The 23,674-nt window shown below is 73.3% G+C and carries 20 protein-coding genes and 1 pseudogene; 9 read left to right on the top strand and 12 right to left on the bottom strand.

Translation table 11 applies throughout. The features are described from left to right. The first annotated feature begins 302 nt into the window (after positions 1–302). Together aceB and ACQEVS_RS26955 are read left to right on the top strand one after the other, a co-directional pair. Positions 303–1,919, top strand: coding sequence for a malate synthase A (gene aceB, locus ACQEVS_RS26960; protein ID WP_433024369.1), 1,617 nt, complete (start codon positions 303–305; stop codon positions 1,917–1,919). A gap of 443 nt (positions 1,920–2,362) precedes the next feature. Beyond that, positions 2,363–4,273, top strand: coding sequence for an ABC transporter ATP-binding protein (locus ACQEVS_RS26955; RefSeq protein ID WP_433027930.1), 1,911 nt, complete (start codon positions 2,363–2,365; stop codon positions 4,271–4,273). A 222-nt stretch (positions 4,274–4,495) separates the two neighbouring features. On the opposite strand, the gene ACQEVS_RS26950 is transcribed toward ACQEVS_RS26955, so the two are convergent. From ACQEVS_RS26950 to ACQEVS_RS26925, 6 genes and pseudogenes are all read right to left on the bottom strand, one after another. Beyond that, entirely contained in the window at positions 4,496–6,031 is a 1,536-nt protein-coding gene (locus ACQEVS_RS26950; RefSeq protein WP_433024367.1) for a YfcC family protein, read from the bottom strand. Between the two features lie 48 nt (positions 6,032–6,079). After that, complete coding sequence (locus ACQEVS_RS26945) at positions 6,080–7,465, bottom strand: nucleobase:cation symporter-2 family protein (protein WP_433024365.1); 1,386 nt, start codon at positions 7,463–7,465, stop codon at positions 6,080–6,082. 297 nt (positions 7,466–7,762) lie between these two features. Then, positions 7,763–9,147, bottom strand: a pseudogene (locus tag ACQEVS_RS26940) (8-oxoguanine deaminase). Between the two features lie 56 nt (positions 9,148–9,203). Then, positions 9,204–10,133, bottom strand: coding sequence for a factor-independent urate hydroxylase (gene pucL, locus ACQEVS_RS26935; RefSeq protein ID WP_433024363.1), 930 nt, complete (start codon positions 10,131–10,133; stop codon positions 9,204–9,206). 6 nt (positions 10,134–10,139) lie between these two features. Continuing rightward, the gene (gene uraD / locus ACQEVS_RS26930; RefSeq protein WP_433024361.1) at positions 10,140–11,009 is read right to left on the bottom strand and encodes a 2-oxo-4-hydroxy-4-carboxy-5-ureidoimidazoline decarboxylase; all 870 of its coding nucleotides are present in this window, start codon (positions 11,007–11,009) and stop codon (positions 10,140–10,142) included. 147 nt (positions 11,010–11,156) lie between these two features. Next, positions 11,157–12,050 carry a LysR family transcriptional regulator gene (locus tag ACQEVS_RS26925; RefSeq protein ID WP_433024359.1) on the bottom strand — a complete coding sequence of 298 codons (894 nt, stop codon included), beginning with the start codon at positions 12,048–12,050 and terminating at the stop codon, positions 11,157–11,159. Between the two features lie 104 nt (positions 12,051–12,154). Here ACQEVS_RS26925 and ACQEVS_RS26920 point away from each other — a divergent pair, with 104 nt between their 5' ends. Next, complete coding sequence (locus tag ACQEVS_RS26920; protein ID WP_433024357.1) at positions 12,155–12,856, top strand: SDR family NAD(P)-dependent oxidoreductase; 702 nt, start codon at positions 12,155–12,157, stop codon at positions 12,854–12,856. Between the two features lies 1 nt (position 12,857). On the opposite strand, the gene ACQEVS_RS26915 is transcribed toward ACQEVS_RS26920, so the two are convergent. Next, positions 12,858–14,447, bottom strand: coding sequence for a sensor histidine kinase (locus ACQEVS_RS26915; protein WP_433024355.1), 1,590 nt, complete (start codon positions 14,445–14,447; stop codon positions 12,858–12,860). Continuing rightward, a complete protein-coding gene (locus ACQEVS_RS26910) occupies positions 14,447–15,142 on the bottom strand; it encodes a response regulator transcription factor (RefSeq protein ID WP_433024353.1) in 696 nt (231 codons plus the stop codon). Before ACQEVS_RS26910 ends, ACQEVS_RS26915 begins: the two co-directional genes overlap by 1 nt. Positions 15,143–15,316: 174 nt before the next feature. Between ACQEVS_RS26910 and ACQEVS_RS26905 the strand changes: the two genes are divergently transcribed. From ACQEVS_RS26905 to ACQEVS_RS26880, 6 genes are all read left to right on the top strand, one after another. Continuing rightward, on the top strand, positions 15,317–16,597 hold the full coding sequence (locus tag ACQEVS_RS26905) for a glycosyltransferase family 4 protein (protein ID WP_433024351.1): 1,281 nt from the start codon (positions 15,317–15,319) through the stop codon (positions 16,595–16,597). A 166-nt stretch (positions 16,598–16,763) separates the two neighbouring features. Then, positions 16,764–18,005: a helix-turn-helix domain-containing protein gene (locus ACQEVS_RS26900; protein ID WP_433024349.1), complete on the top strand. Its 1,242-nt coding sequence runs from the start codon at positions 16,764–16,766 to the stop codon at positions 18,003–18,005. 184 nt (positions 18,006–18,189) lie between these two features. Next, positions 18,190–19,401, top strand: coding sequence for a helix-turn-helix domain-containing protein (locus tag ACQEVS_RS26895; protein ID WP_433024347.1), 1,212 nt, complete (start codon positions 18,190–18,192; stop codon positions 19,399–19,401). A 93-nt stretch (positions 19,402–19,494) separates the two neighbouring features. Continuing rightward, positions 19,495–19,965: a hypothetical protein gene (locus ACQEVS_RS26890; RefSeq protein WP_433024345.1), complete on the top strand. Its 471-nt coding sequence runs from the start codon at positions 19,495–19,497 to the stop codon at positions 19,963–19,965. Next, positions 19,962–20,147, top strand: a complete 186-nt coding sequence (locus tag ACQEVS_RS26885) for a hypothetical protein (RefSeq protein WP_433024343.1) — start codon at positions 19,962–19,964, stop codon at positions 20,145–20,147. The genes ACQEVS_RS26890 and ACQEVS_RS26885 overlap by 4 nt, the downstream gene beginning before the upstream one ends. Positions 20,148–20,313: 166 nt before the next feature. Further along, positions 20,314–20,556 carry a hypothetical protein gene (locus ACQEVS_RS26880; RefSeq protein WP_433024341.1) on the top strand — a complete coding sequence of 81 codons (243 nt, stop codon included), beginning with the start codon at positions 20,314–20,316 and terminating at the stop codon, positions 20,554–20,556. A gap of 7 nt (positions 20,557–20,563) precedes the next feature. On the opposite strand, the gene ACQEVS_RS26875 is transcribed toward ACQEVS_RS26880, so the two are convergent. From ACQEVS_RS26875 to ACQEVS_RS26860, 4 genes are all read right to left on the bottom strand, one after another. Beyond that, the gene (locus ACQEVS_RS26875; RefSeq protein WP_433024339.1) at positions 20,564–21,436 is read right to left on the bottom strand and encodes an oxidoreductase; all 873 of its coding nucleotides are present in this window, start codon (positions 21,434–21,436) and stop codon (positions 20,564–20,566) included. Continuing rightward, a complete protein-coding gene (locus ACQEVS_RS26870; RefSeq protein ID WP_433024337.1) occupies positions 21,423–22,292 on the bottom strand; it encodes a helix-turn-helix domain-containing protein in 870 nt (289 codons plus the stop codon). Before ACQEVS_RS26870 ends, ACQEVS_RS26875 begins: the two co-directional genes overlap by 14 nt. 213 nt (positions 22,293–22,505) lie before the next feature. Beyond that, a complete protein-coding gene (locus ACQEVS_RS26865) occupies positions 22,506–23,300 on the bottom strand; it encodes a helix-turn-helix domain-containing protein (RefSeq protein WP_433024335.1) in 795 nt (264 codons plus the stop codon). A 51-nt stretch (positions 23,301–23,351) separates the two neighbouring features. Beyond that, complete coding sequence (locus ACQEVS_RS26860) at positions 23,352–23,543, bottom strand: hypothetical protein (RefSeq protein ID WP_433024333.1); 192 nt, start codon at positions 23,541–23,543, stop codon at positions 23,352–23,354. Between the last annotated feature and the right edge of the window lie 131 nt (positions 23,544–23,674).

The raw sequence follows: 23,674 nt of genomic DNA, 5'->3' as shown, positions 1-23,674 counted from the left end.
GCGCCGCCGGCCGCGAGCGAGGGACGTCACGGGCGGTGGCACGCGACGGGACCATGGCCGGCGGCGTCAACGGCCGGGGGGCGGCCCGCCTTGGACGGCACTCCGGGTCACCGGCGCCTGCTCTACGGGCGGGTGCCGGTGACCCGGAGTGCCGCCCGGCGGCCGGAAAGCGCCCCACCCCCACCTCGCCGCATTGAATTTCCGTCATGCGGAATCTAACCTCCAAAGAGATCGTCGCTGTGCGGCACTCCGTGCCGCACCGCTCCGCACCTCCCAAGCCCCCGAGCGAGGAGTGACCGCCCATGCCCGCAGCAGCGCCGACCCCGTCCGTCGCCGCCGGGACCGCGACCGTGACGCGTCAGGAGGAGGTACTGACCGGCCCGGCCCTGGAGTTCGTGGCCGCCCTGCACGAGCGGTTCACCCCGCGCCGTGACGACCTGCTGGCCCGCCGCGCCGAGCGGCGCGCGGAGATCGCCCGTACCGGCACCCTGGACTTCCGGCCGGAGACCGCGCGCGTCCGCGAGGACCCGACGTGGCGGGTGGCCCCCGCCCCGGCCGCGCTCGACGACCGGCGGGTGGAGATCACCGGGCCGACCGACCGCAAGATGACGGTCAACGCCCTCAACTCCGGCGCCCGCGTCTGGCTCGCGGACTTCGAGGACGCCTCCGCCCCCACCTGGCGGAACGTCGTCCAGGGCCAGCTCAACCTGATCGACGCGTTCGAGCGCCGCATCGACTTCACCACCGCCGAGGGGAAGTCGTACGCCCTGCGGCCGGACGAGGAGCTGGCGACGGTCGTCGTCCGGCCGCGCGGCTGGCACCTCGACGAGCGCCACCTCACCGTCGCCGGCCGGCCCGTGCCCGGCGCGCTGGTCGACTTCGGCCTCTTCTTCTTCCACAACGCGCGCCGCCTCGCCGAGCGCGGCAAGGGGCCGTTCTTCTACCTCCCCAAGCTGGAGTCGCACCGCGAGGCGCGGCTGTGGAACGACGTGTTCGTCTTCGCCCAGGAGTACGTCGGCCTGCCGCACGGCACGGTCCGGGCCACCGTCCTGATCGAGACGATCACCGCGGCGTTCGAGATGGAGGAGATCCTCTACGAGCTGCGCGACCACGCCTCCGGCCTCAACGCGGGCCGCTGGGACTACCTCTTCTCCCTCATCAAGAACTTCCGTGACGCGGGAGCGGAGTTCGTCCTGCCCGACCGCAACGCCGTCACCATGACGGTCCCCTTCATGCGCGCCTACACCGAACTGCTCGTCCGCACCTGCCACAAGCGCGGCGCGCACGCCATCGGCGGCATGGCGGCCTTCATCCCGTCCCGCCGCGACCCCGAGGTCAACGAGGCGGCCCTGGCGAAGGTCAGGGCCGACAAGGAGCGCGAGGCGGGCGACGGTTTCGACGGCTCCTGGGTGGCCCACCCCGACCTCGTCCCGGTCGCCCGCGCCGCCTTCGACGCCGTCCTCGGCGACCGCCCGCACCAGAAGCACCGGCTGCGCGAGGACGTCCGCGTCACCGCCGCACAGCTCCTCGCGCTCGGCGCGACGGAGGCGAAGCCGACCTTCGAGGGCCTGCGGAACGCCGTCCAGGTCGGCATCCGCTACATCGAGGCGTGGCTGCGGGGGCAGGGCGCGGTGGCCATCTTCAACCTGATGGAGGACGCGGCGACGGCGGAGATCTCCCGCTCCCAGATCTGGCAGTGGGTGCACACCGGCGTCGTCCTGGAGGGCGGCGAGAAGGCGACGCCCGCGCTCGTCCGCGAGGTGGCCGCGAAGGAACTCGACGCGATCCGCGCCGAGCTGGGCGACACGGGCTTCGCGGCGGGCCGCTGGCGCGAGGCCCACGACCTGCTGCTGAGGGTGGCCCTGGACGACGACTACGCGGAGTTCCTCACCCTGCCCGCGTACGAGCTGCTCGACTGAGTACCGGCCGGGAGCGGCCGCACTTCGAACACAGCGGCGAGGTATCGATACAGCGCAGCCCACACGGGGGAGACCGCGCCTGAAGGGATCGCGCCCGGGGCAGCCCTTGCGGGAACCCACTCGCCCCCGCGCAAGGAGACATCGTGCTGCTCCTCGTCACCCTTCCCCTCGCCATGGCGACGGCTGCCCTCGGCACCCTGCTGACCCCGATCGCCCACGCCGTCGCGTCGGTCCTCTGACCCGGCCGGCGGGACGTCCGGCGGCTTGATCGAACGGCGATCCGGGCGGCGGGCCGAGCGGTGGGCCGGGCGGTGGGCCGGGCGGTGGGCCGGGCGGTGGGCCGGGCGGTGGGCCGGGCGGTGGGCCGGGCGGTAGTGCGCCCTCCGGCGCGACCACCGCTTTACCTCGACGAAGGTTGAGGTCCTACGGTTCCTCCCATGAGCATGGAAACCACCGCCTGGATGCAGCTGCACGGCCTGATCAACGCGCAGCGCGACCAGCGCCCCTTCTCCCGGGCCACCCTGCGCCGCATCGGCGCCTTCGCCCGGCCACACCGCCGGCACCTCGTCCGTTTCGTCCTCCTGAGCATCGCGGGCGCGCTGCTCGCCGTGGCGACGCCGGTGCTCGCCGGGCGGGTCGTGAACGCGATCGTGCACGGCGACGACCCGGGCACGGTCGTCCGGCTCGCCCTGCTGATCGCCGCCATCGCCCTGGGCGAGGCGGCGCTCGGCCTGCTCAACCGCTGGCTGTCGGCGACGCTCGGCGAGGGGCTGATCCTGGATCTGCGGACGGCGGTCTTCGACCACGTCCAGCGGATGCCGGTGGCGTTCTTCACCCGCACCCGCACGGGCGCGCTGGTCAGCCGGCTGAACAACGACGTGATCGGCGCGCAGCGGGCGTTCAGCAACTCGCTGTCGGGGGTCGTCGGCAACCTGGTGACGCTGCTGCTCACCCTCGCCGTGATGCTGACCCTGTCCTGGCGGATCACCCTGCTGGCGCTGGTGCTGCTGCCGGTGTTCGTGGTGCCCGCGCGCCGGGTGGGTTCCCGGATGGCGCGGCTCCAGCGGGAGGCCGCCGACCTCAACGCCGCGATGGGCACCCGGATGACCGAGCGGTTCTCGGCGCCGGGCGCCACGCTGGTGAAGCTGTTCGGGCGGCCGGACGACGAGTCGGCCGAGTTCGCCGCCCGGGCGCGCCGGGTGCGGGACATCGGGGTGCGGACGGCGATGTCCCAGTCGGCGTTCATCACCGCCCTCACGCTGGTCTCGGCCCTCGCCCTGGCCCTGGTGTACGGGCTGGGCGGCTGGTTCGCGCTGCACGGCTCCCTCGAACCGGGCGCCATCGTCTCCCTCGCGCTGCTGCTCACCCGCCTGTACGCGCCGCTGACCGCGCTGGCCGGCGCCCGCGTCGAGATCATGAGCGCCCTCGTCTCCTTCGAGCGGGTCTTCGAAGTGCTGGACCTCAAGCCGCTGATCGCGGAGCGGCCGGACGCCCGGCCGGTGCCGGACGGTCCGGTCTCGGTCGAGTTCGAGGACGTCCGCTTCGGCTACCCGTCGGCCGACAAGGTCTCCCTCGCCTCCCTGGAGGAGGTCGCCGCCCTCGACACGCGCGGCGGCACCGAGGTGCTGCACGGCGTCTCCTTCCGCGCGGAGCCCGGCCAGACGGTCGCCCTCGTCGGCTCGTCGGGCGCCGGCAAGTCCACCATCGCGCAGCTGCTGCCCCGGCTGTACGACGTGGACCAGGGCAGCGTGCGCCTCGGCGGCGTCGACGTCCGCGACCTGACGGCCGCCTCCCTGCGCGCCACGCTCGGCATGGTCACCCAGGACGGCCACCTCTTCCACGACACCGTCCGCGCCAACCTCGCCCTCGCCCGGCCCGGGGCGACGGACGAGGAGCTGTGGGACGCGCTGCGCCGGGCCCGCCTCGACGACCTGGTGCGGGCGCTGCCGGACGGGCTCGACACGGTCGTCGGCGAACGCGGCTACCGGCTGTCCGGCGGCGAGCGGCAGCGGATGACGATCGCCCGGCTGCTGCTGGCCCGCCAGCGCGTCGTCATCCTGGACGAGGCCACCGCGCACCTCGACAACACCTCCGAGGCCGCCGTGCAGGAGGCCCTGGCGGAGGCGCTGGAGGGCCGGACCGCCGTCGTGATCGCCCACCGGCTGTCCACGGTCCGGGCCGCCGACCAGATCCTCGTCGTCGAGGCCGGCCGGATCGTCGAACGCGGTACGCACGACGAACTCCTCGCGCTCGGCGGGCGCTACGCGGAGCTGTACCGCACGCAGTTCGCTGGAGCGGAGGGACCGGCGGGCGACGAGCGGGCACTGCCCGCGCCGGAGGTCGCGGCGCCGTAAGGGGCGCGGGGCGTGAGGGGCGCGGGGCGTGAGGGGCGCGGGGCCGTAAGGGACGCGCGGGCGTAAGGGGCGCGGGACGGGCCCCCGCCGTACCGCGCCGGCCGCCGGCGGCGAGCCCGCCCCGGCACGCCGCCGACACGGCGGGACCGTACGACGGCCACCGGCACGCCGGCCACCGGCTCGGCGCCGCCCCTCCCCCGCCGCCCCTCCCCGCCACCCCGCTCAGGTCGCGACCGCGCCGAACGCCACGAACCCGCAGATCAGCACCGCCAGCACGGCCAGCAGCGGCCAGACGAAGCGCAGGTACCGGTCGTATCCCACCTTCGCCAGCGACACCCCGCCGACCACCACGGCCGTCGTCGGCACCCACAGGTTCATCCAGCCGCTGGCCGCCTGCCAGGCCGTGACCACCACCGCCCGGGAGACGCCGGCGAAGTCGGCGAGCGGGGCGAGGATGGGCATGGCGAGGGTGGCGTGGCCGGAGGTGGAGGGGATGAGGAAGGCGAGGGGGAGGTTGACGACGAAGACCATGACGCCGAAGAGGGAGGCGGCGGTGCCGGTGACGGCGCTCTCGATCGAATGCAGCACGGTGTCCGTGATGCGGGCGTTGTTCATGATGACCGTGACGCCGCGGGCGAGGACGATCGTCAGGGCGGGCGCGAGGAAGTCGGCCGCGCCTTGGACGACGACCGCGCTCAGCCGCCGCTCCCCCAGCCGCGCCACGATCCCCACCAGCAGCGCGGCCGTGAGGAAGAGGGCCGCCAACTGGGCGAAGGACCAGCCGAGTTCCCAGCCGTAGGGCCGGGCGTCGGCGCGTCCGGTGAGGGCGCTCGCCCAGGGGATCACCGAGAAGATCATGAAGACGAAGACGGCGGTGACCAGGGCGAGCACGGTCCGGTGCAGCCCGGTGAGGGCGGGCGGTTCGGCGGAGGCGGCGGCCAGTTCCCGGTCGCCGGGCAGGAAGCCGACGAGGGAGCGCTCGGGCCGGGCGCGCACCCGGCGCGCGTACCAGAGGACGTAGGCGATGGTGACGCCGGTGAGGACGATCCACATCGCGAACCGCAGGGCGATCCCGTCGCCGAGTGAGACGTCGGCGGCGGACGAGGCGACGCCCGTCGCGAACGGGTTGACGGTGGAGGCGAGCACGCCGACGCCCGCGCCCAGGATGATCGTGCCGGTGGCGACCATCCGGTCGTACCCCAGGGCGAGCATCAGCGGCACGATCAGGCCGTAGAAGCCGAGCGTCTCCTCGGCGAAGCCCTCCACCGTGCCGAGCAGCGAGAAGACGGTCATCACGCCGGCGATCAGCAGGGCGCCGCGGGCGCGCAGCCGGTGGGCGAGACGTTCGATGCCGCGGTCGAGGGCGCCGGTGGCGAAGACGACGGTGATGAACGCGCCGATGGCGAGGACGAACAGGAAGACTCCGGCGCTGCCGTAGAGGGTGCCGGCGGCGTCGGCGGCGACCTGGCCGGTGCGCGGGTCCCGTACGCCGTAGAGGCCGTTGACGGGGGCGAGGAACAGCTCGCCCAGCCGGTGGACGAAGCCGCCGGGCGCCGCCTCGCGGTGGTACGTGCCCTGGACGGGGTTGCCGTCGGGGGTGCGCCGGTAACTGCCGGACGGGATGACGAAGGCGAGGGCCCAGACGACGACGGTGACGGCGACGAGCACGGTGAGGGCGCTGGGGAAGACGAAGCGGCGGTCGCCGGGCTCGCTGTCGGCGGGGGCGGCGGTGTCGTCTTCCGGCGGCCGGTCGTCCATGGGGCCCCTCTCCGCACGGCGGGTGCAGTAGATGTGCCCCGATTATCACTAGATCATCGGTTTCTCCCCTTCCGCCACGCGGGGCGGTTCGACGGTCCGCCGGGCGCGCCCGGCTCCCTGGAAGGCGAGGTTGAGCAGGACGGCCGTCAGGCAGCCGGCGCTGACGCCCGAGCCGAGGACGGTCCGCACCGCCTCGGGGACGGCGTCCCCGGCGTAGAAGGTCTTGGACACGACGGGGATCATGCCCATGCCAAGCGAAACGGCGGCGACGAGCACGTTGTCGCCCCGGTCCAGCCCGGCCTTGACGAGGACGCCGATGCCGCTCGCCGCGACCGTCCCGAACAGCACCAGACCGGCCCCGCCCAGCACCGGCCGCGGCACCAGCGCGACCAGCGAGGCGAACGCCGGACTGAGCCCGAGGACGACGAAGACCAGCCCGCAGACCGCGACGGTGAAGCGGCTGCGCACGCCGGTGATGGCGACCAGACCGATGTTCTGCGCGAACGCGCTGTTGGTGAAGCCGTTGAAGACCGGCGCGACGGCGCTGCCGAGGGTGTCCGCCCGCAGCCCCGCCGCGATCGTCCTCTCGTCCGCCGGCCGGCCGACGATCTCGCCGAGCGCGAGCATGTCCGCCGTGCTCTCCGTCATGCACACCAGCATCAGGATGGACATGCTCACCACGGCCGACACCTGGAAGTGCGGGTTCCCGAAGTGGAACGGCTCGGGGAAGCCGACGAGCGCCGCGTGCCGGGTGGCGGAGCCGTCCACCGCCCCCAGCGGCAGGGCCAGCAGCGTCCCCGCGACCAGGCCGAGCAGCACGGCGATCTGCCGCAGGAACCCCTGGAGCAGCCGGCGCAGCACCAGCACGATCAGCAGCGTCGCCCCGGCGAGGCCGAGGCCGGTGCCGGTCGCGGGCCGCTCCGGGTGGCCGTCCTGGATCCAGCCGAAGGCGACGGGGAGCAGGGTGAGCCCGATGAGGGTGATGACCGTGCCGCTGACGACCGGCGGGAAGAAGCGGACCAGCCGGCAGAAGTAGGGCGCCAGGAAGAAGCCGAGCACCCCGGCGACCATCACGGCCCCGAAGACCACGGGCAGCGCGTCCCGCCGGTCCGCCTGCCCGTCCGCGATGGCCAGGACGGGCGCGACACCGGCGAACGACACCCCGTTGACGAACGGCAGCCGCGCGCCGACCCCGCGGAACCCGATGGTCTGGAGCAGCGTGGCCAGTCCCGCCGTGAACAGGGCGGCCCCGACGAGGAAGGTGATCTGCCGCGCGGACAGCCCCACGGCGGCCCCGATCACCAGCGGCGGGGCCACGACACCGGCGTAACTGGCGGCGACGTGCTGCAAGCCGGTCGCCAGCAGGCGGGCGGGGCGCGGGAGTTCATCGACGGGGTGGACGGATGGTGGCGTCTCCGGTGACGGGGGCGCCACCGGCGGCGAGGGCGCGTCAGGGGTAAGGGCGCGTCCGGAGGCGGGAGCACACCCGGCGGCGGAGGCGCATCCGGCGATGGGGGCGCACCCGGCGATACGGACGCGTCCGGCGGTAACGACGCCTCCGGGCCGGGGACTTGCTCGCCGCCCGCCGGGGGCGGCCCCGATTCGGGCGGTTCGGTGGCGGCGGCGTCGGCGGACGGGCTGGGCACGGTCACGGGGGCGTTCCTCCTGTCGTTGTGCGCACCGCCGATGGGCAGCACGGTTTCCGGAGGCGTCGCGGGGTGGGGAGGACTCTCAGTCCCCCGCCGCGATGCGGGCCAGGCGGCGGGATTCGGCGCGGGCGGCGCGGGCGATGGCGTCCTCGTCGGCGGTGACCAGCCGGCCGTTCTCGACGACCGTCCGCCCGTGGACGAGGGAGAGGGTGACGGGCGCGGGCGGGCCGAGGACGAGGGCGGCCACCGGGTCGGCGACGGTGGAGTGGCCGAGTCCGTCGAGGCGCCAGAGGACGAGGTCGGCGAGCTTGCCGGGTTCGAGCGAGCCCAGTTCGTCCGCCCGGCCGAGCACCCGCGCGCCACCGTGCGTCGCCATGCGCAGCATCTGACGTACCGTCAACGCTTCGGCGCCGCCCGCCAGTCGGTGCACGAGCAGGGAGTTGCGCAGCTCGGTGTGGAGTTCGCCGGACTCGTTGGAGGCGGTGCCGTCCACGCCGAGCCCGACCGGGACGCCCGCCGCGAGCATCGCGGGGACGGGCGCGGTGCCTGCGGCGAGCCGGGCGTTGGAGGACGGGCAGTGGGCGACGCCGGTGCCGGTGCGGGCGAAGGCGGCGATGTCGGCGTCGTCCATGTGCACGCAGTGGGCCATCCACACGTCGTCGCCGAGCCAGCCGGTGGAGTCCAGGTAGTCGGTCGGGCCCATCCCGAACCGCTCCTTGCAGAACCGCTCCTCCTCGACCGTCTCCGAGCCGTGGGTGTGCAGCCGGACGCCCTTGCGGCGGGCGAGCGCGGCGGCCTCGCGCAGCAGGTCGGTGGTGACGGAGAACGGCGAGCAGGGCGCGACGCCGACGCGCAGCATCGAGCCGGGGGACGGGTCGTGGTGGGTGTCGATCGCCTCCTCGGTGGCGGCGAGCGCGGCGTCCAGGGTCTCGACGGCGAAGTCCGGCGGCAGCCCGCCGTCGGACTCGCCGAGGTCCATCGAGCCGCGGGTGGGGTGGAACCGCACGCCGAGTTCGCGGGCGGCGCGGATCTCGGCGCCGAGCAGGTCGCCGCTGCCGCGCGGGAAGACGTAGTGGTGGTCGGCGGCGGTCGTCACCCCGCCGCGGACCATCATGGCGAGGGAGGCGCGGGCCGCCTCGTACACCATGGGCTCGTCGATGCGTGCCCATATCGGGTAGAGCGCCTTCAGCCAGTCGAAGAGGACGGCGTCCTGGGCGAGTCCGCGGGTGAGCCACTGGTAGAAGTGGTGGTGGGTGTTGACCAGCCCGGGGTGGCCAGGTGGCCGCCGGCGTCCACCCGGCGGACGACGCCGTCGAGTCCGGCGGGGGCGGGCCCGGGGCCGACGGATTCGATCCTTTCGTCCGCGATGACGAGGTGGCCGGTGGGGTGTTCGGTGCCGTGCGCGTCCACGGTCGCGAGGGCGCAGTTCTCGATGACGGTGCGGCGCTTCGGCTGTGCGGCTGTCACGTTGGCGGTTCCTCCGGAAGTGCGGTGGTGCCGTGGGGGCGTGGCCCTGGAGAGTCCTAGAGACAGGTGAGGTCCACGGGGATGCCGGGTTCCGCGCCCGCGCGCAGGACGGTGGCCTCGATCAGGCCGTACGGGCGGTCGGCGGCGTAGTAGACCTCGTGGTCGTTCTTGAGGCCGAAGGGCTCCAGGTCCACGAGGAAGTGGTGCTTGTTGGGGAGGGAGAGGCGTATCTCCTCAATCTCCGGGCGGTGTTCGAGGACCCGGCTGCCCATCGCGTGGAGCGTCTGCTGGAGGGAGTACGAGTAGGTGTCCGCGAAGGCGTGCAGCAGGTGGCCGCGGACGGCGGACCAGGACCCGTCCCACTCCGGCGCGGGCCGGGCGTCGTCCGTCCAGCCGTACCGCCAGCGGGAGTTGACCTCGGTGGCGAGGACGCGGTCGTCCGCCTCCGCGAGGGTGGTGTAGCGGTCCTTGACGAAGCCGCGGAACTCGGAGCCGGTGGAGTTGAGGACCACGAGGTCCTTGAGGCCCGAGATCACCTCCCAGGCCGTCCCGTCGTAGGTGATCTGCGCGGTACGGGTCTCGCGGCCGGCTCTGACGAAGGAGTGCCGGGCGTCCCCGGCGCCGGGCGCGTCGATCCGCTCCCAGGCGTGCTCCTCGACGCGGATGCGCGCCCGGTGGATGGCGTCCTGGCTGGTGACGAAGTGCCGGGCGAGGTGGATGCCGAACGCCTCGGCCGAGGCGATGCCGCGCTCCTTGGCGAAGGCGAAGACGGTGTTCTTGGTGGTGTCGGTGGTAAGGACGTTGGCGTTGGAGCCGGAGCGGTGGACGTCCTCCATGTCGCCGGAGAGGGCGACGGAGACGACGAGGTCCTTGATGTGGTGTGTCGCGCCGTCGCGGGTGACGCGGACGACGTGGCACTCGGCCTTGCCGTACTGGTTCTGGCCGAGCACGGCGCGATCGACAGGCTGGCTGGGCGCTTCGGGCATGGCGTGCTAGCTCCCTCGGTAGACGGAGTAGCCGAAGGGGCTGAGCAGCAGCGGTACGTGGTAGTGCTCCCCCGGCGTCACGGCGAAGACCGCGGTGACCTCGGGGAAGAACGCTGCGCCCCCGGCTCGTTCACGGGACAGGTGGGGCCCGACGTCGAACAGCAGCCGCGCGTGGGTGGCGTCCCCGGGCAGCGCGGGGAGGCCGCCGCACCGCCCGTCGCCGTCGGTCTCGGCGGCGCCGAGCGCCGACCAGGCGCCCTGGGAACGGGCGGTGAGGGCCACGGTCACGCCGGCGGCGGGGCGGCCGGCGGCGGTGTCGAGGATGTGGGTGGAGACGGTGGCGGGGGCGCCCGCGGGGGTGGCGCCCGCGGGGGTGGTCTCGGCGAGCCGGGTCAGCCGCAGCCGGTTGATGCGCCCCAACTCGGCTCTCACGACGTCGCGTTCACGCTCGGGCGGGTTGCCGAGCCGGCTGCGCAGGGCGTCCCGCAGTTCCTCGGCGGTCAGCCCGGAGGCGCAGACGAGGAAGACGTGGCCGAACCGCTCCCGGTAGGCGCGGTTCAGCTCGTGCACCTCGGCGGCGAGCGCGGGCGGGGCGCCGGCCATGCCGCGCTGCTCACCGGCCGAGACGGCGTCACCGGGGGTGGGCCGCCCGATGGGCGGGTGCCCGGCGAGCGCCTCGTCGAGCCCCGCCGCGTCCAGCCGCCCGACCGCCGCGTCGGAGGCGGCGAGCAGCGCCCGGACGTCGGGATAGGGCCGGCCGCGCAGCACCTCCGCGACCCACGCCGTACTCGCGCACACCTCCGACAGCGCGGCCTTGGCCGCGCTGTCGTCCGCCGCGTTGAACCGGGTGAGCCCCGGCACCGAACTCGAAGACACGGGAACCTCCGTGGCGCTTCTCGCCGCACTCGGACGCGCTGCGCACAGCTAACGCCCTGGACACCTCGGCGTCAACACTTTGTTGAAAAACCACGCCTGGCGGGATACCCGGGCGCAGCCGCGCTCATGCGGGCCCGGCGCCGCCGATCAGGAGTGCCGCCGCGATCGGCGGCGGTCGTGGAACTCGTCGAACCAGCCGCGGTCGCCGCCGGTCTCCCCCTCGTTCCCACCGGAGCACCGGCGCAGCGTCGCGGTGGCGATGCCGAGGAAGTCCGAGGCGGGGCCCGATGAGTCGCCCTCCGGAACCGCCAGGCAGGTTTCGACGGGCAGGGCGTCCGAGACCGGGAGGTAGACCAGGTCGGGGCGGGAGTACGAGCCCGCGACGCTGAGCGGGACGAGCGCGAGGCCCTGCCCGGAGGCGATGAGCTCGAACTTCTCGTCCAGCGAGGACGTGCGCCGCTTCCTGACGTCGAGGATCGGCTCGCCGTCGAGGTCGGCGACCGTGAGCGCGGTCCGGCCGGCCAGCGGGTGCGTGACGGGCAAGCAGACGACCTTGTGCTCGCGCCCGATGGGGACGGTGCGCAGTCCCGCGTCGTCGAAGGGGCGCCGGAGGAAGCCGACGTGGGCGCGGCCGTCGCGCAGCGGTGCGTCCTGCTCCCACCAGCGCAGCGGGAACACGTCGACGGCGACCTCGGGATGACGGGCCGTGAACTCCCTTATGGCCTCCGACACATGGAGGCCGGGCGAGAAGGCGACGACGAGCCGCTGCTCGCCGCGGTCGGCCTCCCGCACCCGCCGCAGCGCGGCGTCGACGACGGTGATGATCCTGCGCGCCTCGTCGTACAGCTGCCGTCCTGCGGCGGTGAGTTCGACGCTGCGGGTGGTGCGGTCGAGCAGCCGGTACCCCAACTCGTCCTCGAAGGCGCGGATCTGCCTGCTGAGGACCGGCTGGGCGATGAACAGCGCTTGGGCCGCCCGGCCGAAGTGCCGGTGCTCGGCGACCGCGGCGAAGTAGCGGAGCTTGCGCAGGTCCAGATCCATGCCCGAACGGTATCAATGGGGAGGGAAGGGTATTGGACGCCCGGCGGACCCCGCTCGGAGACTGGGAGCCTGTCCGTCGGCCCGTACCCAGAACAGGAACCAGCATGACCGAGAACCGCAAGACCGCCCTCGTCGTCGGGGCCTCCCGGACCCTGGGCCTCGGGATCGCCGCCGCGTACCTGCGGCGCGGCTGGGACGTCGTCGGCACGGTCCGCGGCACCCGGCGTACGGGCCTGCACGAGCTGGCCGACACCGATACGTCCGGGGGCCGACTGACCGTCGAATCACTGGAGATGACCGACCCGGACCAGATCGCGGCCCTCCGTGACCGGCTGGCGTCGCGGACGCTTGACCTCCTCTTCGTCAACGCCGCGATAACGCGCGGTGACCTGCCGATCGGCGAGGTCCCGACGGACATGTTCACGGAGGTCATGGTCACCAACGCGCTGAGCCCGATGCGCGTCGTGGAGACCCTCCGCCCGCTGGTCGCCCCGGCCGGGACCATCGGCGTCATGTCGTCCGACCAGGGCAGCGTCTCCCTGAACACGGAGGGCGGCCAGGACCTCTACCGGGCGAGCAAGTCCGCCCTCAACCAGCTGATGCGCTGCCACGCCGCCCGCCACGCCTCGGACACCAGGACCCTGCTGCTGATGGACCCCGGCTGGGTCCGCACCGGCCTGGGCGGCCCGGAGGCGGAACTCAGCGTGGAGGAGAGCGTTCCGGGGGTGGTGGAGACGATGGAGGCCCATCGGGGGAAGCGGGGCCTGCACTTCGTCGACCACGAGGGGAACGTGGTGCCCTGGTAGCTCATCGGGCCGTGTCCGGCGGGCCGGGGAGCGTCAGCGTGAAGGTGGTCCCGGGGCGCGGGTGGTCGGAGCGGGCGGTGAGGGCGCCGTGGTGGCGCTCGGCGATGTCGCGGGCGATGGCGAGCCCGAGGCCGCTGCCGCCCGCGTCGCGGGTGCGGGCCTCGTCGAGGCGGGTGAACCGCTCGAAGACGAGCTCGCACTCGTCCGGGGCCAGGGGCGTGCCGTCGTTGCGGACGGCGACCGTGTGCGTCCGGCCGTCGGTGGTGACGTCCAGGACGACGGCGGTGCGGGCGTGCCGTACCGCGTTGTCGAGGAGGTTGCGCAGCAGACGGTGGAGCTGTGCGCCGTCGCCGCGGACGGGGGCCCGGTCGGGGCTCGTGCGCAGCGCGACGGGGTGGCCGCGGTGGCGGTACTCGTGGACGAGTTCCGCGGTGAGGCCGGCCAGGTCGACCAGGGAGTGGGCGGCGGGCCGGTCGGGGCGGGCCAGCAGGAGCAGGTCCTCGGTGAGGGCGTGGACGCGCCGCGTGGCCGTGAGGGCGTGGTGGAGCGTCTCGTGCGCGTCGACGGTGTCGGGGTGGGCGAGGGCGGTCTCGAGCTCGTAGCGCAGCGCGGCGACGGGGGAACGCAGTTCGTGCGAGGCGTCCGCGACGAAGCGGCGCTGGCGTTCCACGGCGGTCTCCAGCCGGTCCAGGGTGGTGTTGGTGGTCAGCGCCAGGCGGCGGACGGGGTCGCGGGCGTCGGGGACGGGGACCCGGCGGTCGAGGCTGGTGTCGGTGATCTCGGCGACCTCCCGGCGGATCGCCTCGACCGGACGCAGGGAGCGGCGTGCCGCTGCCCAGGCCACGGCCGCGACCAGCAGCGCGGCCAGCGGGACGCCCGCCATGAGCGGGGTGCGCAAGGGGGCGGCGGCCAGGTCGGCGTCGTCGGAGGGCACGAGGACGTAGAGGGTGGCACGGCACGATCCGTCGGCCTCGGTGGGCAGCGCGCACGCGTGCGCGGGGGTGTGCACGGCGGTGGCGAAGACGGTGAGGGTGCGGTGCGCGAGGACATGGGCCTGCCGGTGGGCGATGAGCGCCTTCTGCTCGGCGGAGGTGTCACTACTGGGCGGCGGCTTCAGCGTGCCGTCGGGGCGGTGGAAACGGTCGTGCTCGCGTTCGTCGACCGCGCCGACGTGGACCGTGCCGCGCTCCGGGCTGCCGGTCGCCCGGCGGGGCGGCGGGGCGGGAGGCGGCGGCAGCAGGGCCGGCAGGCCGACGAGGTCCTGGGTGCCGCCGGCCGCGACGACGGTACGGCCTTCCCGGTCGATCTCGATGAGGGGCCAGCCCCGCAGCGGGTCGCCCAGGATCTCCCTGCCGGCGGCCGCCTGGGCGGCGAGCTGGGTGGACAGCTCGAAGGCCCGGTAGTCCGTCGTCCGGTGGGCGTCGGCCCGGACGTGCCGGTACAGCCACCACGCCCCGGCTCCGCACAGCAGGAGGGCGGCGGCCCCCGCCACGAGCGCGATGCGCGCCTGTCCGGGCAGCCGGCGCAGGAGGGCCGGAGTACGGGGCGTCTGGGCTGGGGTGCGAGCCGTCGGGGGCTGAGTGCGAGCCATCAGGGCTGCTCCCGAGGGGTGAGGCGGTAACCGTACCCGCGGACGGTCTCGATGCTGTGGGTGGCGAAGGGGGCGTCGACCTTCTTGCGGAGCGTCGAGATGTAGACCTCCACGATGGCGGTGCCCCCGGTGTAGGCCGGGTCCCAGACCTCGTCGAGGATCTCCTCCTTCGACACCGGGCGGTCCGGCGTGTGCAGCAGGCAGGTGAGGATCGCGAACTCCTTCGGCGTCAGCGCCAGCTCCACGTCGCCCCGGCCGGCGCGGCGGGCGGTCACGTCCGCCCACAGGTCGCCGACGCGCAGTACGGACCGGTCGGCCGCGGCGGTGCCGGCCGCGCCCCGGCGCAGCAGGGCCCGCAGCCGTGCGAGGAGGACCACCGAGGAGAACGGCTTGACCAGGTAGTCGTCGGCGCCGGTGTCCAGGCCCTCCGCCTCGTCGTACTCGCCGTCCTTCGCGGTGAGCATCAGCACGGGCGTGGTGAGGCCCGCGGCGCGGAGGGCGGAGCAGATGCGGTAGCCGTTCGGACCGGGGAGCATGATGTCGAGCACGATGACCGAGTGGCCGCCGGTCAGGGCCCGCTCCAGGCCGGTGTTGCCGTCGCGGACCAGCTCGACGCGGTAGCCCTCCGCCGTCAGGCCGCGCCGGAGGGCGGGGCCGAGCTGCGGGTCGTCCTCGATGACCAGGATGCCTGTCACGGCAGGGCGCCTTTCACCGCGGGGTGCCTTTACGGGAGGAAGCCTGTCACGTCGGGCGGATTCTCCCTGAAGACGACCTTTGGGTTCTTTAGATCATCTTTGGCCTGGTTCCCGCATGCTGGGCCCCCACCACCCAAGCCCCACCAGCCGCCAACCGCCGGAGGCGTGCGAACCATGCGTATCTCCTTCCTCCTCCACAACGCCTACACCATCGGCGGCACGATCAGATCGACGTTCAACCTCGCCACCGCGCTGGCCGCCGCCGACCACGACGTGGAGATCATCTCGGCCCTCCGCTACCGCGGGACGCCGGCCATGGGCGCCCCGCCGGGCGTACGGCTGACCCATCTGGTGGACCTGTGGCGCGACTCCCCGCACTACGACGGCGACGATCCCCGCCACGCCCGTCCCGCCCGGATCTTTCCCCGCGCGGACGGCCGGCACCGCCAGTACAGCCGCCTCACGGACGAACGCATCGGCGACTGCCTGTCCGGCCTGCGGACGGACGTGATCGTCGGCACCCGGCCGGGCCTGAACGTGCACATCGCCCGGCAGGCCCACCCCGCCGCCATCCGCGTGGGCCAGGAACACCTCACCCTCTCCGGCCACGGCCTGCGCATGCGCCACGAGATACGCCACCGCTACCCGCTGCTGGACGCGCTCACCACCGTGACGGAAGCGGACGCGCACGCCTACCGCCGGCTCGCCCTGCCGGGGGTACGGGTACGGGCGATAGCGAACAGCGTCCCCGCCGCGAAACCCGCCGCGGCCCCGGCCGAGCACCCCGACCGCAAGGTCGTCGTCGCCGCCGGACGCCTCATCCCGGTGAAGCGCTACGACCTCCTCATCAGGGCCTTCGCCGGCGTCGTCGCCGCCCACCCCGACTGGCGGCTCCGCATCTACGGCCGCGGCGACACCACCGGCGACGAGCGACGCGCCCTGACCACCCTCATCGACGCCCTCGGCCTGAACGACCACGTCACCCTCGACGACCACACAGGCACCCTGGAATCCGAACTGGCGAAGGCGTCCATAGCCGTCTCCACCTCCGACCGGGAATCCTTCGGCATGACCATCGTCGAGGCCATGCGCTGCGGCCTCCCGGTCGTCGCGACCGACTGCCCGAGCGGGCCGCGCGAGATCATCACCGACGGCGTCGACGGCCGCCTGGTCCGCCCCGGCGACGCGGACGGCATCACCGCCGCGCTGTGCGCCCTGATCCGCGACGAGGCGACGCGCCGACGCATGGGAGAGGCGGCCCACCGGAACTCGTCCCGCTTCACCCCGTCCCGCATCGCCGCACAACACCTGGCCCTGTACGAGGACTTGCTGACCCACGGCCCGGGCAAACGCACCCTCGGCCCCCTCCGGGAAGCCGCCCACCGGTCCCGCACCGCCGCCATCGACACGGCGCACGCGTTGCGGGCGACGGCGCGGCGCCTGGTGGCGAGGTGACTTGTCGGCTGGGCCTCGGCCGTCGCGGCCCCTGCTGCGGCGGGTCGCCCTGCCAGGCCACCCGTCCACCGTCAACTGTGCCGCCCGTTCCCGGCCTTCACTGGGCTCCGAGAGGCCGGGACGGGTACGTTCGAAGGTGACCGACGGTGGAACGGAGTGATCGGCCATGCGGTGGAGCGACTACAGCAACGGCGAGCGCATCAAGATCCTGCGGGGCAGGGACGTCAACCAGGCCGCTCTGGCCGAGATGACGGGCCTGTCCATCGCCACCGTCCAGAAGGCCGAGCAGGACAAGCAGCTTTCGCTCAACACGCTCATGCGGATCGCTGACGCACTGGGCGTGGACACGTCGGTCCTCCTGGGGCAGCAGGCCCCGCGTCGGGCCATGGCGCAGTCCGACCGGACGATGTTGCGAGCCCTCTCCCAGGCCGTGCACGACACCGCGGCCGGGATGTTCCCGGAGACCGCCGCCGAGAGCGACGAGCGCGCCCTCCGGACGGCCATCGGCAAGTGCTGGGACCTCTACTGGCAGGGGCACTACACCAAGGCCGGGGCGCTGGTGGTGCCGGTTCTCGCCGAGGCCGCCGTTCACCTCCGCGAACGTCCCACCGGCGGACAGGGCACCGCGTGGGGACTCCTCGCCGACGCCTACAGGTTGGCGGCGTACGTCGCGAACCTGATGGGGGCGCGCGACCTCGCCTACGCGGCGATCGGCCAGGCGCAGGCGGCCGCGGAGCGGTCGGACGACGAGCTGCAGCCCGCCCTCGTCAGGTCCGGCCGCGCCTGGGTGTACCTGCGCGACGCGCGGTTGGAGGACGCGCTGCGCCTGGCGGAGAAGGCGGCGGTGGACATCGAGCCGCGGTTCTCGCGAGCGACCCCGGCCCAGTTGACCGTCTACGGCTCGCACATCAATTTCGCGGCGGTCGTGGCGAGCCGCATGCAGAAGAAGGACGTGGTCAAGGGCTTCCTGTCCCTCGCGACCGCGACGGGCGCCCGGCTGGGCACCGAACACCGCGCCCACGGAACCCTGTTCGGTCCGGTCACGGCGGACACGCAGGCGGTCGGCATCGCCGTGGCGCTCGGGCAGGCCGGCAAGGCCCTGGAGCTGATCCGGGGCATCCCGGAGAACAGCCTGAACACCCTCACCGAGGCCGCGCGCAACCGCTTCGCGATGGACAAGGCCATGGCCCAGGCCGACGCCCGGCTGTGGGACGCCTCCCTCGACACGTTGGAGAAGGCCCTGATCCAAGCCCCCGTGTGGGCCCGCCACCAAGCGCTGCCCAGCGTGATCGTGCAGAAGGTCGGACGGGCGTCGACAGCCCGCGTCCGCCGGGTGTCGGCGCTGATCGGGGTGCGCCCGGGCGTCGAGTCCCACCCGTCCTCGGCGACGGCCAAGGCCGCTCCGTAGCGCCGCTACGGTCGCGGGTGGACCCATCCTTCGTCCCTCGACCGCACGTCGCGCAGTGGCCACGTCCGCCGCTGTCCCAGCTCGCCCTTTCCATCCACCCCAGCCGCTCGGGGCACGAGGCCGACCCCGCAATGCCTACCATCGGGTGGTAAGTCACCAAGCTCTCCGATCTCTTGGGGTGGCCATGGCCAGTTGGGCGGATCTCACGACCGGCAAGCGCATCAAGGCCCTGCGCGGCTCCGACATGACGCAACAGGGCCTCGCCGAGGCGGCCGGCGTCTCCGTTGCCCTGGTGCAGAAGGCGGAGCAGGACAAAGGGGACCTCTCCGTGGGGTCCCTGCTGAAGTTCGCCGCCGCGCTCCGCACGGATGTGTCCGTGATCCTCGGTCAGCAGGCGCCGCGGCACGGCATGAACCGCGAGGACCGCACGGCGCTGCGACGCCTTTCGGACGCCGTCCACGAAAGTGCGCTGGGAGACTGGGAGGCGATCGAGGACCCGAGCAGCATCGCGGAACTCGCCCACGCTCGGGACGAGGCATGGGCCGCGTACTGGGCCGGCGACAACATCCACGTCAGCACACTCGCCGCCAAGGTGCTCCTGGAGGGGCACACCCGCTACGCGACCGCGACGGAAGCCGAGCGCGAGCGGCTCGGGGCGATCCTGGCGAGTACCTACCGCGTGGCCGCGTCGTGTGCCAACGGGTTCGGGCAGCGTGATCTCGCCCTGGGGGCGCTGGTCTCGGCGAAGCGGTGGGCCACCGCGGCCGACGACCCGGTGCTCCTCGCCCTGCTGGAGTCCACCTTGTCGTGGGTGTACCTCCGCAGCGCCAAGCTCCCACGGGCCATGGCCGTCGCCGAGCGCGCCGCTCTGACGGTGGAGCCCAGGTTCAGCCGCGCGTCGGAACCGGAACTGGTCGCCTACGGCCGGTTGATGATCTCTGCCGCGGTTGCCGCCTCCCGTCATGAGGACGAGGAGTCGGCTCAGAACTACCTGTCACAGGCAACGGCCGCGGCCGCCCGCCTCGGCCGGGACGTGGACCTTTACGGCACGAGCTTCGGGCCGACAGCGGCCAAGGCGGAGGCCGTGGGCGTCCATGTGGCACTGAAGAACTTCGGGCGTGCCCTGAAGCTCGCCACGGAACCCGGGATGCGGGGGCTTCCCCGCAACATGTCCATGGTGGCGAGGAATCGGTACCGGCTCGACGTGGCCCTCGCTCAATGTGCCGCCGGCCTCTACGACCAGGCCGGTGACACGCTCATCGAGGTGGGACTCGAAGCACCCGAGTGGGTACGGCACCAGGCTCTCCCCGGCGTGATCGGGCGCCGCCTGGCGAAGGTGTCCTCGGCGAGGGTCCGCAGCATCAGCGAGCTCATCGGCGTGCCCTTGATCGCGTGACTCATACGGAGCGTACGAGTCACCCTCGGTGACCTTGAGCGGTCGTACGCTTCGTCGGTTCTCCCGCCCCGCCTCTCACAGCAAGATGCGGGCATGCCGGGAAAACAGCGTGGCGAACCGCACCACACCCCCGCAGGAAACCGTTCGGCGCGCGACCGTGAGCGTCGTCGCCGCCTACTGGACATAGCCTCCGGCTTCGAGTCGTCCGTCGAGCAGTTCCCTTGCGTGATCTACGTCCACGCGGCGACCGCGGGCGATTTGCCACTTGCTCTCCAGGAGTGCCGAGACTGCGCCTACGCCCTCGGCTGGCACGTCGTCGGCACGATCGCCTGGGCCGGCGAGCGGTGCCGGTCCGCGGAGCGCGGGAACCTCGACCGAGCCATCGACTACTTCTCAAAAGGCCGGGCCAAGGCTCTCCTGACGGTGCACCCCGCCATGTTGCCCCGCTCGGAAGACCAGTACCGCGCCTTCGTCACCGCGATCGAGGCCCACAACGGCTTCGTGCACTTCAGAAAACCGGCGACGGAAGCTCGGTCGGCCGAGAGGAGCGACGGACAGTGGTGAGATACGGCAACTGGGCCACCGACACCCGCGACGGCCGACTCGGCCAAGTGGTGCGCCAGAAGTCCACGTACATCGTGCTGTCTTCGCCGGACGGCGGGAGCGAATGGGACTGCCCGTTCGATGACCACCGCATCGCGACCGTGCGGGAGCTCAAGGACGCCGGCCTCTGGGAGCGGCGATGAGTGCCGGCCCGAAGAAGCCGCGTTCCCGCCTCACGCTGCGCGTCTCCCGGGACGGTGGGCGGACGTACGGGATCACGGTCACGCATCTGCCCCAGGCCGACCGCCCGCCGGACTCACCGCTCCGCTTTCCGCCGTGCTCCTGTCCCACCTGCCACCCGAGGAACCGATGAATGACCCTTCCCACCCCATCCACTTGCCGCACAGCAGCGGCTCGCGCCCGCCCACGACACCACCGTGTCCGCCCTGCGACGTCCAGGAGGGCGAACTCCGCGCCCTGGAGGTGGAGCTGCGAGCGGCCGAGCGCCGCGAGGACGGCAGCCGCGTCGCGCTCCTCCGGCACGAGCACGATGAGCGGCTGGAAGCCCTGCGGCGCCACCGTGACGGTCATGCGCGACGAGCCGCGACCTGAGGGGCCGTCAGCTCTCGGCGGGTTCCGAGGGGAAGTCGGCGCCGAGCGTCACCTCACGCCAGCCGTCGAAGTCCTTTTTGAGGGCGTCGAGCTTGGCGGTGGCGATGTCGTACGCGGCCTTGCCGAGCAGTAGGCGCAGCGGCGGGTTTTCGGCCGTGACGGCGTCGATGACGGCCCGGGCGGCGCGGGCGGGGTCTCCGGGCTGGTGGCCGTAGGTGGAGAGGGTGCCGGTGCGCCGGGTGCCCGCGGTGGGGGCGTAGTCGTCGATGACCGCGGCGGACTGGCGCATGGAGGGGCCTGACCAGTTGGTGCGGAACGCGGCGGGTTCGACGATCGTCACGCCGATGCCCAGGGGGGCGACCTCGGCGGCGAGGGACTCCGAAAGACCTTCCACGGCGAACTTGGTCGCGTGGTAGTAGCCGGTGGCGCCGAAGCCGGCGAGGCCGCCGAGGGAGGACATGTTCACGATGTGGCCCGAGCGGCGGGCCCGCATGCCGGGCAGGACGGCCTTGGTGACGTCGACCAGGCCGAAGACGTTGGTGTCGAACAAGGCGCGCACCTCGTCGTCCTCGCCCTCCTCGACGGCGGCGAGGTACCCGTAACCGGCGTTGTTGACGAGGACGTCGATCCGTCCGAAGGCTTCCTGTGCCCGGTCGACGGCCCGCGCGATCTGTCCGGCGTCGGTGACGTCCAGCGGCAGGGCGAGGGCGCGTTCGCCGTGTCCGGCGATCACGTCGGCGACCTTCTCGGGGTCCCGGGCGGTGACCACGGCGCGCCACCCTCGTTCCAGCACGGCGTGGGCGAGTGCCCGGCCCAGGCCGGAGGAGCAGCCGGTGATGAACCACACGGGAGAGTCGACAGGGGAGTCAGAGGTGTTCATGCGGGATGTGCCCTTCGTCTTGGACGGTGTCGTGAACGTTCCGGTTGTCGGTGGGGGCGAGGTCGCCCAGCAGGGTCAGCGACCGGTCGGCGGCGCTGCCGGGCTCGGCCCGGTAGACCACCAGGTGCTGGCCGGGGGCGCTGTTGACGGAGAAGGTCTCGAAGTCCAGGGTGAGATCGCCGACCAGCGGGTGCCGGAACCGCTTGGCGGAGGCCGTCTTGGCCCGTACCTCGTGGCGCGCCCACATGCGGGCGAAATCGTCGCTGCACACGCACAGTTCGCCGACGAGTTCGCGCAGCCGCTGATCGTCCGGGGCGGGGTTCGCGGCGCGCAGCGCGGCCACGCAGCCCTGCGCCACCACGGCCCAGTCGCGGTAGAAGTCCCGCGCGGCCGGGTTCAGGAACATGGCGGTGATCAGGCTGTTCTCGCCGTCGAGCCAGGAGAACAGCGCTTCGCCGAGGGGGTTGACGGCCAGCAGGTCGAGGTAACGGCCGTAGACCAGGGCCGGGGTGTCCGGCCAGGCGTCCAGCAAGGACACCAGTTGCGGACCGGCGTACTCCCGAACGGACCGGGGACGCGGGCGCGGTGGCGGATCGACCATGGCGCGCAGGTAAGCCGTCTCCTCCTCCTTCAGCAGGAGCGCGGCCGCCAGGGCCCGCAGCACCTGGGACGAGGGGTTGCGCTCGCGTCCCTGTTCCAGCCGCACGTAGTAGTCGGTGCTCACCCCCGCGAGGACGGCCACCTCCTCACGGCGCAGGCCGGGGGTGCGACGCGCGCCCGAAGGCATCCCGTGGTCCTCGGGACGCACCAGCGCACGCCGGGCCCGCAGGAATTCACTCAGCCGGTTGTCGTTCATACCGACCAACGTACGGGCCGGCAGCGTGAGAAGGGTGGCCCTGCCACACCCACCCGGAGGGCCGGGTCAGGGGATCGCCGCGGTGAAGCAAGGGGTCGCCGCCGGGAAGCGGACGGTCGAGGCGCCGCGCGGTACACGAGGCGCGGCCGCACACGTGACGGTGCGGCCGGCGCCCGGGGTACGACTCGCGGGCCCCGGCCGCCGGCCGTCGGCTCAGCGGCCCGGGTCGGCCGCGCCCGCGAAGCGCCGCACGGTCCGGTTCGGGGCCGGCCCGGCCCTGCGGGGCCTGGGCGCGGGCTCCGGCAGGCGGGCCAGCCTCCCGCTGATCATCGACGCCGCACGGCTCACGGCGTCGGACAGCGGGGGGATCAGCTTCGCGTCCAGGGCGGTCACCGCGACGGCCGCCACCACTTCGCCGGACGCCGAGTGCACCGGAGCCGCCACGCACGACAGCGACTCCACGCACTGCTCGTAGTCGAACGCGACCCCCCGCTCCCGGACCCTCGCGGCCTCACGCGCCCAAGCGGCCTCCGTCCACCCCGCGGGCGGCTCCGGCACCGGGGCGGCCGCCGCCAGGACCAATTCGGCCGCGCTGCCGGGTGGCAGGACGACCCCGGAGCGCAGCGGCAAGACCTCGTCCACCTCGCCCCGCATGCCCCCGACGACCATGATGTGCCCGGCTTCGGGCACTGACAGGCTCAGGCTCACCTCCCCGCTGACCGCCGCGAGTTCCCGCAACGGCTGGGCCGCGGCGGCCCGCAGCGCGCGCGCCGGATGCCAGGCCTGCCCGAGCCGGAACGTCCGCGGGCCCAGCCGGTAGCGGCCTTCGTGACTCTGCACCGCGCCCAGTGCGACCAGCTGCCCGAGCAGCCGGTGGGCGGTGGCCTTCGGCAGCGCTGCGTCGCTGGCCAGCCGGGTCAGCCCCACCTCGTCGTCGTGCGCGAGTACCTCCATGAGTGCGAACGCGCCTTCCAGCACGCCGCGTCCCTCGGCGCCGGATCTCGCCATGAGGGTCCCCCTCTCATGCCGGGCCGTCGATCGGACGGCCCCATTCCCCCGTCAGAACCCTTCGCCTTGGTGGTCGGCGACGAGGCACGCGGCCCGTCCGGCCTGGCGGGCGGACCCATGAGACAGCCGGGGCGACGCGCTGCGGCGCCACAGCTGGTATGGGCCGTCGTTCCAGTCCGGGAGGTGCACATCCTTGTTCCAGTCACTGTCCGGGCAGCGCTGTGTCGCCTCGTTCTCGAACACCGGCAGCCGTGAACCTACTTCAGCCTCTGCTCGATGAACAGTAAACGCCTGCACAGTGACGCCACCGCCGGTGACGAAGTGCACAGCGAGCCGGGAGCCGCCCCGGCGGATCGCTCCCCTGCCGCCCCCGG

Source organism: Streptomyces sp. CA-181903, from assembly GCF_050937075.1.
GTDB lineage: Bacteria > Actinomycetota > Actinomycetes > Streptomycetales > Streptomycetaceae > Streptomyces.
Note: the sequence above shows the minus strand (reverse complement) of the source record. Positions and strands in the feature narration are given on the sequence as shown.

What these genes read in the sequence shown, in the direction of transcription:
- ACQEVS_RS26895 (WP_433024347.1), top strand. Translation starts at nt 18,190, where the DNA reads ATGGCCAGTTGGGCGGATCTCACGACCGGCAAGCGCATCAAGGCCCTG.
- ACQEVS_RS26905 (WP_433024351.1), top strand. Translation starts at nt 15,317, where the DNA reads ATGCGTATCTCCTTCCTCCTCCACAACGCCTACACCATCGGCGGCACG.
- aceB (WP_433024369.1), top strand. Translation starts at nt 303, where the DNA reads ATGCCCGCAGCAGCGCCGACCCCGTCCGTCGCCGCCGGGACCGCGACC.
- ACQEVS_RS26875 (WP_433024339.1), bottom strand. Translation starts at nt 21,436, where the DNA reads ATGAACACCTCTGACTCCCCTGTCGACTCTCCCGTGTGGTTCATCACC.
- pucL (WP_433024363.1), bottom strand. Translation starts at nt 10,133, where the DNA reads ATGCCCGAAGCGCCCAGCCAGCCTGTCGATCGCGCCGTGCTCGGCCAG.
- ACQEVS_RS26925 (WP_433024359.1), bottom strand. Translation starts at nt 12,050, where the DNA reads ATGGATCTGGACCTGCGCAAGCTCCGCTACTTCGCCGCGGTCGCCGAG.
- ACQEVS_RS26920 (WP_433024357.1), top strand. Translation starts at nt 12,155, where the DNA reads ATGACCGAGAACCGCAAGACCGCCCTCGTCGTCGGGGCCTCCCGGACC.
- ACQEVS_RS26870 (WP_433024337.1), bottom strand. Translation starts at nt 22,292, where the DNA reads ATGAACGACAACCGGCTGAGTGAATTCCTGCGGGCCCGGCGTGCGCTG.
- ACQEVS_RS26915 (WP_433024355.1), bottom strand. Translation starts at nt 14,447, where the DNA reads ATGGCTCGCACTCAGCCCCCGACGGCTCGCACCCCAGCCCAGACGCCC.
- ACQEVS_RS26950 (WP_433024367.1), bottom strand. Translation starts at nt 6,031, where the DNA reads ATGGACGACCGGCCGCCGGAAGACGACACCGCCGCCCCCGCCGACAGC.
- ACQEVS_RS26880 (WP_433024341.1), top strand. Translation starts at nt 20,314, where the DNA reads ATGAATGACCCTTCCCACCCCATCCACTTGCCGCACAGCAGCGGCTCG.
- ACQEVS_RS26955 (WP_433027930.1), top strand. Translation starts at nt 2,363, where the DNA reads ATGGAAACCACCGCCTGGATGCAGCTGCACGGCCTGATCAACGCGCAG.
- ACQEVS_RS26900 (WP_433024349.1), top strand. Translation starts at nt 16,764, where the DNA reads ATGCGGTGGAGCGACTACAGCAACGGCGAGCGCATCAAGATCCTGCGG.
- ACQEVS_RS26890 (WP_433024345.1), top strand. Translation starts at nt 19,495, where the DNA reads ATGCCGGGAAAACAGCGTGGCGAACCGCACCACACCCCCGCAGGAAAC.
- ACQEVS_RS26865 (WP_433024335.1), bottom strand. Translation starts at nt 23,300, where the DNA reads ATGGCGAGATCCGGCGCCGAGGGACGCGGCGTGCTGGAAGGCGCGTTC.